Genomic DNA, 11,413 nt, shown 5'->3' on the forward strand with positions numbered 1-11,413 from the left:
TCACAGCGACCTGGGGGTGCTCCTGCGTGCCGCCGGCAATATGGCCGGTGCCCGTCACCATTTCGAGGAGGCGCTGGCCATCTGGGAGAGGGTCGGCAATCCCCTGGGGATGGCCACCGTGCTCAACAGTATCGGGGTTACGTACCATCATCAGGGGGAATATCAGAAGGCCCTGGACATTTTCTCCATGGCCCTGCGGCGGGCGCGCGAGGCGGCCTCCGACCGCCTGAGCGGCTTCATCCTGGCCGGCATCGGCGATGCCCATCTGGCGCTGGGTGAGGCTGAGAAAGCCATGCAAGCGTACCAGGAAAGCGAGGAGCTGGCGGAGCGCGCCGGCGACACCTTCCTGAAGAGTTATCTGATGGGTGTCGAGGCGATGGCCTATTTACTGCAGGGGAATACGGCCCAGGCCCTGCAGTTGGCGCGCGAAGCCTTTGAACGCGCCAAAGAACAGCATGCTCAGCGCGAGGCCGCCATATATCAGATCATCCTGGGGACCATCTACTCCGAGCTGGGCCGGCACCCCCGGGCGATTGACCTCCTGTGCCAGGCAGAGGAATCCCTGCGGGCCGGCAGTGCCGAACAAGACCGCACGCGCGCCCTGCTTCATCTGGCCATGGCGTATTTCCGTGCGGGTCGAATCGATGAGGCCCTGCGGACGCTGGAACAGCTTGCCGACGCCCTGCTGGACCTGGGACAGTACCATTTTTTGCAGGTGGATGCCCGCATCGCTCGCCCTGTGCTGGAATATGCCGCGGCTCGGCAGGTGGGCGGCCGGCTCATCGCGGTCCTGGCGGAGATGGCCGGTGTAGGGCCGGTGAGTGTGGGAGAAAAGGAAAGCACGGAAACGGCGCCGCCGGCCGCCCTCTTGCCCCTGCGGGTCTATCTGCTGGGCAAGACCCGTGTGTTCCTCGGCGATCAGGAGATACCCGATAAAGCATGGCAGTCCGTGAAAGCCCGCCAATTATTTTGCTACTTTATCGTGCATGGGCAGGACACGCGGGATCACGTGGCCGCGCTGTTCTGGCCGGACTCTACCATGGAGCGGGCGGCCGGCTCGTTCTATGTTACCCTGCACCGCCTGCGCCGGGCGCTGTCCATCCCGGAGATCATCCTTTCCGCCGAGGATATGTATTCTCTGAACCGGGAGCTGACTATCTGGTGTGACCTATGGGAATTCGAGCGCTTGTTGAAGGAAGCGGAAACACATCAGCGACAGGGCCGGCTGGACGAAGCCCATCAACTGCGCGTGGAAGCGCTGAAGCTGGTGCGAGGGGAGTTTTGCGCGGACCTGCCAGACATGGAATGGATCAGTATCCGCCGGCATGAGCTCACCTACACCTGCGATGCGCTGTTGCGGGAGGTGGTCCGGTATCACCTCCGCCGACAGGAATGGGAGCAGGCCTTACAGTACGGCCAGCAGATGCTCGCCCTGGACGCTTTCGATGAGGAAGCCCACCGTCTGGTGATGTTCTGCCAGGCCAAACTGGGCCAGCGCTCCGCCGCCATGAAGCACTATCGCTCCCTGGTCCGGTCGCTTCAGCGACAGCAAGGTGCGGATCCAGAACCCGAGACCACAGCCCTTTATGAACGGATAGCAAGACGCGCCTCCGATCTCTCCCTGGATTTTTAGCCGGCACAGCACTGCCGGCCTCTCTTTTCCCCGCCCCGAATCGTCCCATCCCAGGAAATTGGTGCCGGACTGCCCCAATCTGTAAGGGGTTTTGTAATCCCTCATCAGTATGATATGGGGTGTAAGCGGTTGAAGCAAGCGGCACACGAAGGTGATGGGAAATCATTCGCTTCAAATCATGATGGAGGTGGGTAAGATGAAAGCCACGCACAAAGTCGCACTGTATCGTCTGCTGAATGCCCGCAGTGCTCGTGTCCTGTATCTGGTGCTGGTGCTGATTGCCCTGGTGCTGGGCGCCGGCGCGCCGGATGCGGTGGGTGTTGGCGGCGGCGGCGCGGGTGGATGATTGGGTGACGGCAAGGCCCTGACGCGGTGCAGCGAAGAGGGCCGGCGATGATGGAATCGCTCACCCGCTTGCATCCCAGCCCGCGAGCGAGAGGAGGCAATCCCATGACGGCAAAGACGTTGTCCACCCTGATCGGGACGGCGGTCATCGACGAGAACTTCCGACAAACACTCTTAAGCGATCCCTGGTCGGCCTTGAACGGGTTTGATCTCACCCGCGAGGAAAAAGAGGCCATTGCCAGCATCGAGGCCAACAGCATTGAGCAGTTCGCCCTTCAGTTAGCGAGGTGGATTGCGCAAACCGGGGATCGCGTGTATGGATGATGCCCATGCCCCATACCCCCTTCCCTGCACTGTCGCAAACACGGGCGGGCACCCAGCCAGTTATCCTGATCGTCGATGATGAGCCCGATATACGGGCCCTGATGGGGCGCATTTTGCGTGAGCGTGGTTACTCGACCGTCGAGGCGTGCGACGGGGAGGAAGCGCTTACGCATCTTGCGCGTTTGCCGATCGGTCTGGTGATCTGCAACCTGCGCATGCCGCGGCTCTCGGGCACAGTGCTGTTCGACCTGATCCAGCGGGTATGCCCTCCACTGGCAGAGCGGTTCCTGTTCTGCACAGGAGATATTGCTTCCAAGGAGTCTCTGCAGTTCCTGAGCCGGACGGGCCGGCCGTATCTGTTCAAACCATTTGATGTGAGCCAGTTCATCGAGCTGGTGGAACAAACGGTCCAGACGCCTGTCTTTGTCGATGCCCGTCTGCGGATGGAACTGCTTCGGCTTGCCGATGGCGTGGGGATGCCGTGCAGAGATAATCCCCGTCCCATCGTCGTCCAGCGTCGGTAAGCCTGATCGCTGTCCGTGATAGATATCCGGCCCGGTGCCGGCCTGGAGAGGTGATATGGCCTCACAATATGTGCGCGCCTGGTTGTACTTCGACCCCCAGGCGCGAGAAGTTATCGTATATTCTGCTGACGCTCCGGATCTGAGCGGCAAACCCCTGAAATGGGTATGGGAACAGGGCTGGCGGCTGAGGACCTACGCTCAGGACAACCGGGTGACGCTGGTGCGCCCCGGCATGGAGCACCAAGAGGCTGGAGAATAGTTTTCCAATCCACAGGGTGGGAGGGACAGCACCTCCGCGGCCGCGTGTGCCGGCGGGCACGTGGGGCCAGGGAGGTGCTGTTGTTTTCCCCGCTTATGCCTGATAGCGTACGGCGGTGCCGCTGGCGCTGACCATCAGCATGGTACCGCTAGAACCGAGCTGGATGGTCTCGTAATCCAGGTCCACCCCCACTACCGCATTGGCACCCAGTGCCCGCGCCTGCTCGGCCATCTCTGTCAGGGCGATGTCCTTGGCCTTGCGCAGTTCCTCTTCGTACGCCGCAGAGCGGCCGCCCACGATGTCCCGGATGCCGGCCAAAAAGTCACGGAAAATGTTGGCGCCCAGGATGGCTTCCCCACTCACCAGCCCCAGGTACTCCACGATGGGCTTGCCCTCCAGGGTGGGCGTGGTGGTGATAATCATGTCCTTCATCGGTCTCCTCCTTGTGAGATTTGGGATACGGGATGCTCAATCACCCGGCTGCCAGCGTTCCAAACGCCGCCGGCCGTACTCCCAGGCCGCGGCGACAGCTCCTAACGCGATGATGTATATGCCGGCGGCCGCGCTCAGCATCAGCGGAACCGAGGGCGGGAGCCGCAGGGCCGTTGTCCACAGGGTCACCACGAGCTGATTGGTGGGATCCCCGGGCGCCAGAGCGATCATCAGGCCGGCGCTCAAGGCGAGCTGGGCCGCCGCCAGGAGCGCGAACAGGAACAGGCTGAGATACGTGCCGGTGACCCCCACCGAACGGCGCGGATGGTCCGCCAGGAAGCGGGGGTCAATACTGCCGGCCGCGACGCCGGCGAACGCGAAGAGGACGGCGAGCACGCCGTTCTGCACCAGCGCCAGCCAGAACCAGGGGGCCGGCAGGCGCAGGAGCGCTCCCAGCACCGCCGTGACGATCACCGCGATGGCCAGCAGGAACGGCGCGGTGGAAGCGGCCTTGGCCGCCATGAGTGCGCCGGCGGACAGCGGCAGGGAGCGCACCAGCTCGATGTTTTTCCCCTCCGCGCCGATGGCCGGCACATTGACCGACAGGGCGAAGAACCAGGCGACGAACGGGCACAGCAGGGTCGCCACCCAGAACTCAGCGCCGAGCGGCAGGGACGCTTTCTGCTGAAACCCCAGCCAGTAGATATAGAAGGCGCCCACGATGAGCGGCATGATGAGACTGCTCAACCAGCGGGGATCGCGCCGCAGGATGGCCCAATCCTTGACCGCGATCTCGCGCGCCGGCCAGGGATACAGGCGCGCCAGCAGGGGCTGTTTCTGCCGGCGTGCCGTGGTCGGCCGACGCACCGCCGGGCGCATCTCGTGGAACACCGCCCACGAGCGGTAAAAGGTAGCGTCGTACACCCGATAGGTGAGAGCGACCATCACGCCGGCGCCGGCGAGCACTGCGCCGGCGCTGAGGAGAAAGGCTCCCCATTCCCGATAGCAGAGCGCCTCCAGGGAAGCGGTCAGCCAGCTTGTGGGCAGCCAGCGCAGGGTATGGCCCAGGCGCGCCAGCACATCCTGATTCTGGATGAACACCTGCATCGGCTCATCGCGCTGGGTGAGGATCATCCAGCCGAACCACAGCACGCCGAAGACGAGGGTGAACAGCACGGTGGAGAGGTCGCGCGCCCGCTTCGCCGGCAGTATCCGCACCACCAGCATGATCAACAGCATCGAGAGGGACACCAGCATGGCCAGCAGGAGGAGGGTGGCGATGCCCAGCCATGGGTAATAGAGCCAGGGGGCGCCGGCGGCCCAGCCGAAGCCGATGCCGGCGGCCATTCCGAGTAGTCCACCGAGCAGGACCGACCAAGTGGCCTCCGCCAGCTTGAGCAGAAAGATGTCGCGCCGCGCGATGGGCAGGGAAAGCAAAAGCTCCATGTCGGAGCGCAGGAAAAGCTGGTTCAGGTTCGTGCCGATGCCCCAGAACAGGGCGATGGTGAACAGGCCGGCGAAGAAGGTGTTCAGCAGTGCGCCGGCGCCGGCCGGGAAAAACGCCAGCACCAGGGAAAAGAACTCCTGTGTGCCCTGCACCACCATGATAAAGAGGTACACGGAAAGCCCGTACCATACCAGGCGGGGAATCACGCGCCGCATGCCGCCCCGGAAGAGGGTGTTCTTCCAGATGATGAATTTGCTCTGGAACAGGAGACCCAGCATGGCCTTATCCCTCGCGCAGATAGGCGGCGATCTCGGCGACCTCCGGCCCGCCGGTCAGGGCGATGAACAGCTCTTCCAGGCTGGCGTCGGCGCGTCCTCCGCCGGCGCGCAGTTCCTCCAGGCTCCCGACCGCCACCAGCCGGCCCTGATGGATAATGCCCACCCGCTCGCACATCTGTTCGGCGATCTCCAGGATATGCGTGGACATGAAGACGGTGGTGCCCTGCCGGCAGAGCTCCCGCAGGATATCCTTGACCAGCCTGGCACTGCGCGGGTCCAGGCTGTTGGTGGGCTCATCCAGGAAGAGCACCTTGGGCCGGTGCACCAGTACACTGCAGAGAGCCAACTTCTTGCGCATGCCCTGCGAGTATGATTCGATCAGATCGTCGGCGCGTTCCGTCAGGCCGAACAGCTCCAGCAGACGGTCGATCTGGTGGGTGCGTGTTGGCTCGGGGACGCGGTGCAGGCCGGCGATGAAGTGGAGAAACTCCCTGCCAGTGAGCTTATCGTACAAAAATGGGTTCTCCGGCAGGTACCCGATGGAGCGCTTGACCTCCATGGCGTCGTGGACCACGTGGAAGCCGTTGACCCAGGCATCGCCGGCGGTGGGGCGGAGGAGGCTGGCCAGCATGCGGATGGTGGTGGTCTTGCCGGCGCCGTTGGGGCCGAGGAACCCGAACAGTTCGCCGGCGGGTACCTCGAGATGCAGGTCGTCGACTGCGAGCAGATCGCCGAAAGTCTTGGTAAGGCCCTGGATGCGGATCATGGGAAGTGTTCCTTTCTGCATGGGACGGACACGACCGAACACCGCCATTGTGTTATAGCCTGGTTTGCGGAAGCCGGCAAGTTACGCTGGTGTGGAAAGGAGGCCCCGTTTTCTGGAACATTTCGCCGACAATGTTCGTCTTTCCTGGCCGGAAATGGCCGGCTTTGCCGGCGAGAATGCCGGCGCCGGCCAAATTTCCCTGACAAAATTGTGAAAAGTAATTGACAAATGGCTTGCCCTTGCGCTATAATAAAACATACCTGTGACATTCGCCGGGGCAATCTGGTGAGTATATGCCAATGCCGCCGAAAGGCGGCATTGTGTTCGCTCCAAATCGGCACGCAGGTGATCCATTCTAGGGGATGGAACTGTAGGGAACTATGGCGAATAAGTACCTGGAAGAGCGGCCGCGCGAACTGTGGCCGGAGCCGGAGACAACTGAATACGATGAGCTGGAAGAGGTGCTACCGGAGGCAGAGGAGGAGCCGGAGGGGGATGAGCTCGCCGGCCCGCTCAACATGCTTCTGGAAAAAGCCGCTGAGCGCGGCTACGTCACGACTGACGATATCCTGGAATTCTTCCCTGAGGCCGAGGAAGACCTCGCCCAGTTAGAGGAGCTGTTTATCGAGCTCCAGGCGCGCAATATCCCGGTCTTCTCCGATGAGGAGGAGGCCATGAACAGCGGCATGGGCTTTGCGCCGGAGGGTGAGACGGAGAGCAGCGCCGGGCCGGCCGAGGAGGATTTCGACCTGAGCAATATCCCGGCCACCGATACCATGGGCCTCTATTTCCACGAAATGGGGCGCGTGCCCCTGCTCACCCCCGAGGAAGAGGTGGAGCTGGCGCGCCTTCTGGAAGAAGGCCGGCGTGCCCAGCGGGAGTTACAGCGCAACGGTATGGACCCCCAGCGGCGCGCCGAGCTGGAGCGGATAGTGCGCGTCGGCGAGCAGGCCCGCCAGAAGCTCATCCGCGCCAACACGCGGCTGGTCATCAGCATTGCCAAGCGCTACATCGGCCAGGGCGTGGCCCTGCCGGACCTCATCCAGGAAGGCAACCTGGGATTGATGCGCGCCGTCGAGCGCTTTGACTATCGACGCGGCTACCGGTTAAGCACGTATGCCACCTGGTGGATCCGCCAGGCCATCAGCCGCGCGGTGTCCGACCAGGGCCGCACCATCCGCCTGCCGGTGCACATGGGCGACAGCATCCGCATGCTGTACCGCGTGGCCCGGCAGTTGGAGCAGGAGCTGGGCCGGCCGGCGACCCCCGAGGAGCTTGCCGAGGCGATGCATCTGTCTCCGGAACGGGTGCGCTGGATGCTGCGCATCTCCCGCCGGACCCTCTCCCTGGAGGAGCCGGTCGGTGAAGAGGAAGAGACGGAGCTGGGCAGCTTCATCGAGGACGAGAGCACGCCCCCACCGCCGGAGACGGTGGACCGCGCCTTACTGCGGGAAAAGATCGAGGAGCTGTTGGACACACTGCCGGCGCGCGAGGCCCGCGTCCTGCGCCTGCGCTTCGGCCTGCACGACGGCCACTACTACACCTTAGAAGAGGTGGGCCGCAAGTTCGGGCTGACGCGGGAGCGCATCCGCCAGATCGAGGTACAGGCTCTCAACCGCCTGCGCCATCCGCGGCGCAGCCGGCAGTTGCGCGATTTTCTGTGATGATTGCGGGGCGCGCAGTCTCCCTGCGCGCCCCTTTTCATGCCATCAAATTGATTCTGTGAGGAGGGGTATGGCGAAACAGGAGGAGAAGCTCGAAGTCGAAGGCACGGTGGTCGAGGCTCTGCCGAACACCATGTTCCGCGTGCGGCTGGACACCGGCCATGAAGTGCTGGCGTACCTGTCCGGGCGCATGCGCAAGTACTACATCCGGGTACTGCTCGGGGACCGCGTGCGCGTGGAAATGTCCCCGTATGATTTGACGCGCGGGCGCATCACATACCGTTATAAGAAGCCCAGCGAGGGATAGCGCCGGCGCGTACCTCTATTTCCCCGCAATTATCATGCACACGGGCCAGGTCATCCGCCTAGGCGGTGCCTGGCATTCTTTTTCCCCAGCTCCCGCATGGCGCGGTACACCTTTTCCGGCGTCGCCGGCAAACTGTCTATCCATACGCCCACCGCATCGTGGATGGCGTTGATGATGGCCGGCGCCGTCGGGAGGGTGGGCGTCTCCCCCAGGCCCGTAGCCCCGAACGGCCCGGTGGGGTCCGGTATTTCCACATTGCGGTGGATCAGCTCACGGGGCATGTCCAGCATGGTGGGGATCTGATAGCCCGTGAAGCTCTGGGTGATGATCTGCCCCTCCTGCTGGATGAACTCCTCGGTCAGGGCGAAGCCCACCCCCATGTGGATGCCGCCGGCGACCTGCCCGAACACGTTGGCCGGGTGAATCACCCTGCCGATATCCGTCGAGGCCACCATGCGCAGGATTTCCACCTCGCCGGTCTCGGTATCCACCTCCACGATCGCGGCTTGGGTGCCGTAGCTGTAGCTGATATGCGGCTCGCACTGGCCCGTCACAGGGTCATAGTTGGTGGTGGGTGTCACTTCCCGGGCGCGATAGGTGTATGAGGCGGTGATGACATCCTGTCCCTCTTCCGCCCGCAGGGCCTCATGATAGGCCTCCAGGGCCTTCTGGCAGGCGCGCATGACGGCGTTGCCGGACATGTAGGTCTGGCGCGAGGCGGAGCTGGAGCCGGCGTTGGGCACCACCGCGGTATCGATCAGGGATAGGCGGATTTTCTCGACCGGCACATCGAGCGTCTCAGCGGCAATCTGCGCCAGGGTGGTCATCACCCCCTGGCCCACTTCGGCCGCGCCGATACGGATGAGCACCCGGGAGATCTGTCCCTGGGAGTCCAGGCGCAGTTCCACATGCGCCTCGGATTTGTCATCAAAGCCAAAGCTGTACCCCACGTTTTTGTAGCCGCAGGCGATGCCAATGCCGCGGCGTTTGTGGGGCGCGGAAGGCGCGCCCAGGTTGGGCTTCTGCCAGCCGGCGGATGTCCGGTGCCAGCCGGCAGCCAGCGCCGCCTCTTCCAGCGTCTTCTTGATGCCGGTGCCGTGGCGCATCACGTTGCCGGTCACCGCCCGCATGCCGTCTTCCAGCAGGTTGCGCATGCGGATTTCCACCGGGTCCATGCCCAGCGCTTCCGCCAGCTTATCCATCTGAAGCTCGTAGCCGAAGGGCGGCTGGGTGGCGCCGAAGCCGCGCATGGCCATAGTGAAGATGTTGTTGGTGTACACGGTATAGGCGTCAATGCGGGCGTGCGGCACGTAGTAGGGGCCGGCCAGGAAGCTGGCGGCGTTCTGGAGCACGGGGATGCTGGTGGACGCGGCGGAGCCGGCGTCGGTGATGCACTCCACCTCCACGGCGGTGAGATAGCCATCGCGCGTGGCGCCGGTGCGGTAGCGCATGTAGAAGGGATGGCGCTTGCCGTGGCCGCGCATGGATTCGGCGCGCGAGTAGACCAGCTTCACCGGCCGGCGCAGCTTATAGGCCGCCAGCGCCACCAGGATTTGGAGGGAGATGTCCTCCCGTCCGCCGAAAGCCCCGCCGATGGCCGGCACGATCTCGTGCACCTGCTCTTCCGGCAGGGCAAGGGCATGGGCGATCTGGCGGACGTCATCGTGCGGCCACTGCGCGGCGCAGATGACGGTCACCCGCCCCTGTTCGTCAATATAGCCGAGGCCGGCTTCCGGCTGCATGAAGGCGTGCTCCACGCGCGGGGTGTAATAACTCCCTTCCACAATCACATCTGCTTTGGCGAATCCTTCCTCAATGTTGCCGGCGCGGATGGGGATATGATACAGGACGTTCGTGCCGCGCTCCTCATGCACCAGGGAGGAATCGGGGCGCATGGCCAGCCGGGCGTCGGTCACCACCGGCAGGGGTTCGTAGGACACCTTGACCAGGCCGGCGGCCCGCGCCGCGATCGTTTCGCTCTCCGCCACCACCAGGGCCACCGGATCGCCCACCGAGTAGACCTTGTCCTGCGCCAGCACCCGCTGGTCCATCAGGTAAATGCCATATTCATTGACCGGCACGTCCTTGTACGTGAACACCGCTATCACGCCGGGCACCTGTTCCGCCGCCTTGGTGTCAATGGAGAGGATGCGGGCGTGAGCGTACTCGCTCCACACCACCTTGGCGTAGAGCTGACCTTCCATGTTGAAGTCCTGGGGATACTTGCGACTGCCGGCAACCTTGGTGCCGATGTCGTAGCGTTCGACGCTGGAGCCGATGTAGCGGTTCATGGTAGGATCCTCCCCCGCCCTTCTTCCGCCGGGCGCGGGCCGTTATCCTCGTCGGCGAGCCGGCGCGCTGCCAGCTCGATGGCATCCACGATCTGGTAGTAGCCGGTACAGCGGCATAGATTGCCCCGGATCGCCTCCACGATCTCCTGCCGGCTCGGGCGCGGATGGGCGTCCAGCAGGGCTTTGGCGGACATGATGAAGCCCGGCGTGCAGTACCCGCACTGCGAGGCGTTGGCATCCACGAAGGATTGCTGGAGGACATGGAGCTGGTCGCCCTGCTTCAGGCCCTCGATGGTCTCCACCCGGGCGCCCTGGGCCTTCCAGGCCGGGTACAGGCAGGAGACCACCGCTTTGCCGTCCACGATCACGGTGCAGGCGCCGCACTCGCCCTCGCCACAGCCGATTTTGGTGCCGATGAGGCCGAGCCGATCGCGTAGGAGGCGCGCCAGGGGGGTAGCCGGCTCTACATTTTCCACCTGGATGTCCTTGCCATTTAAGATGAAGCGGAGTGTAGCCATGGTGACCCTTTCTCCACGGGGAAGATGCCGGCCGTCAAGGGCCGGGGTACGTCAGGATGCCGGGCTGGCCGGCGTATATCCAGTAGCCGTGACCAGGCCGCATGGTTTGCAGGCTGTTCAGTTCGGCCGGCAGATTGGCGTAATAGGAGCGCGCTTCTCCGTCATGATATCCCAGGACGACCTGCACCGTACTGCCCAGGGAGGCCAGCGCGTTGGTCAAGGGGATTTCCCGTTCGGGGAGGTAGCCGGCCAGGTTCCAGCCGGCGCACAGGGAAATGGGCGCGTCCGGGGGAATGGGTTGGCCGGTGATATGCCATGTCCGCGCTTCCCGCATCCGGATCCAATAGCCGCGCCCGCCTTGCAGTGTCTGCAGGCTGTTGATGTCCGCCGGCAGGGCGGCATAATAGGAAAGGCCTCCCATGCCACAGCGAAAGCTGAGGATGGCCTCCAGCGCCGTGCCCAATTCCGCCGTCAGGGCCGGAATGCGCTCGTCCTCCGGTTGGACGTTGAAGGAAACCAGGTTCCAGCCGGCCTGCAGACGGATCTCGACGGTGCGCAGCGGGGCCGGCGTGGGCGATGGGGTGGGTGTGGCGGTAGGCGCCGGCGGGCGCGTGGCCGTCGGCGT

The 11,413-nt window shown here is 64.0% G+C and carries 13 protein-coding genes; 7 read left to right on the forward strand and 6 right to left on the reverse strand.

Going from position 1 to position 11,413, the window contains the following annotated elements:
* From H5T60_06380 to H5T60_06400, 5 genes are all read left to right on the forward strand, one after another.
* Window positions 1-1,633, forward strand: a 1,633-nt coding sequence (locus H5T60_06380) for a tetratricopeptide repeat protein (protein MBC7242054.1), incomplete at its 5' end; no start/stop codon positions are given.
* 196 nt (window positions 1,634-1,829) lie between these two features.
* Window positions 1,830-1,979, forward strand: coding sequence for a hypothetical protein (locus tag H5T60_06385; protein MBC7242055.1), 150 nt, complete (start codon window positions 1,830-1,832; stop codon window positions 1,977-1,979).
* Between the two features lie 104 nt (window positions 1,980-2,083).
* Window positions 2,084-2,302, forward strand: a complete 219-nt coding sequence (locus H5T60_06390; GenBank protein MBC7242056.1) for a Franean1_4349 family RiPP — start codon at window positions 2,084-2,086, stop codon at window positions 2,300-2,302.
* 5 nt (window positions 2,303-2,307) lie between these two features.
* Window positions 2,308-2,826, forward strand: a complete 519-nt coding sequence (locus tag H5T60_06395) for a response regulator (GenBank protein MBC7242057.1) — start codon at window positions 2,308-2,310, stop codon at window positions 2,824-2,826.
* A 55-nt stretch (window positions 2,827-2,881) separates the two neighbouring features.
* Window positions 2,882-3,085, forward strand: coding sequence for a hypothetical protein (locus H5T60_06400; protein MBC7242058.1), 204 nt, complete (start codon window positions 2,882-2,884; stop codon window positions 3,083-3,085).
* Between the two features lie 93 nt (window positions 3,086-3,178).
* Here the strand turns inward: H5T60_06400 and H5T60_06405 are convergent, their stop codons facing one another.
* Genes H5T60_06405 through H5T60_06415 form a run of 3 tightly spaced genes read right to left on the reverse strand, consistent with a single transcriptional unit; the run spans window position 3,179 to window position 6,029 of the window.
* Window positions 3,179-3,508: a heavy metal-binding domain-containing protein gene (locus tag H5T60_06405; GenBank protein ID MBC7242059.1), complete on the reverse strand. Its 330-nt coding sequence runs from the start codon at window positions 3,506-3,508 to the stop codon at window positions 3,179-3,181.
* Window positions 3,509-3,553: 45 nt separating this feature from the next.
* Window positions 3,554-5,242, reverse strand: a complete 1,689-nt coding sequence (locus H5T60_06410) for a hypothetical protein (GenBank protein ID MBC7242060.1) — start codon at window positions 5,240-5,242, stop codon at window positions 3,554-3,556.
* Between the two features lie 4 nt (window positions 5,243-5,246).
* On the reverse strand, window positions 5,247-6,029 hold the full coding sequence (locus tag H5T60_06415) for an ABC transporter ATP-binding protein (protein ID MBC7242061.1): 783 nt from the start codon (window positions 6,027-6,029) through the stop codon (window positions 5,247-5,249).
* Window positions 6,030-6,526: 497 nt separating this feature from the next.
* On the opposite strand from H5T60_06415, the gene H5T60_06420 reads away from it, so the two are divergent.
* Both H5T60_06420 and infA read left to right on the forward strand, forming a co-directional pair.
* Window positions 6,527-7,672 carry a sigma-70 family RNA polymerase sigma factor gene (locus tag H5T60_06420; GenBank protein MBC7242062.1) on the forward strand — a complete coding sequence of 382 codons (1,146 nt, stop codon included), beginning with the start codon at window positions 6,527-6,529 and terminating at the stop codon, window positions 7,670-7,672.
* A 70-nt stretch (window positions 7,673-7,742) separates the two neighbouring features.
* Window positions 7,743-7,979, forward strand: coding sequence for a translation initiation factor IF-1 (gene infA / locus H5T60_06425; GenBank protein ID MBC7242063.1), 237 nt, complete (start codon window positions 7,743-7,745; stop codon window positions 7,977-7,979).
* Between the two features lie 50 nt (window positions 7,980-8,029).
* Here infA and H5T60_06430 read toward each other — a convergent pair whose 3' ends face one another.
* From H5T60_06430 to H5T60_06440, 3 genes are all read right to left on the reverse strand, one after another.
* Window positions 8,030-10,270 (reverse strand): xanthine dehydrogenase family protein, encoded by a 2,241-nt coding sequence (locus H5T60_06430; protein ID MBC7242064.1) that lies wholly within the window; start codon window positions 10,268-10,270, stop codon window positions 8,030-8,032.
* A complete protein-coding gene (locus tag H5T60_06435; GenBank protein MBC7242065.1) occupies window positions 10,267-10,788 on the reverse strand; it encodes a (2Fe-2S)-binding protein in 522 nt (173 codons plus the stop codon). The genes H5T60_06430 and H5T60_06435 overlap by 4 nt, the downstream gene beginning before the upstream one ends.
* A 34-nt stretch (window positions 10,789-10,822) precedes the next feature.
* On the reverse strand, window positions 10,823-11,413 hold a 591-nt coding region (locus tag H5T60_06440; GenBank protein MBC7242066.1), incomplete at its 5' end, for a hypothetical protein.

Source organism: Anaerolineae bacterium, assembly GCA_014360855.1.
Taxonomy (GTDB): domain Bacteria; phylum Chloroflexota; class Anaerolineae; order JACIWP01; family JACIWP01; genus JACIWP01.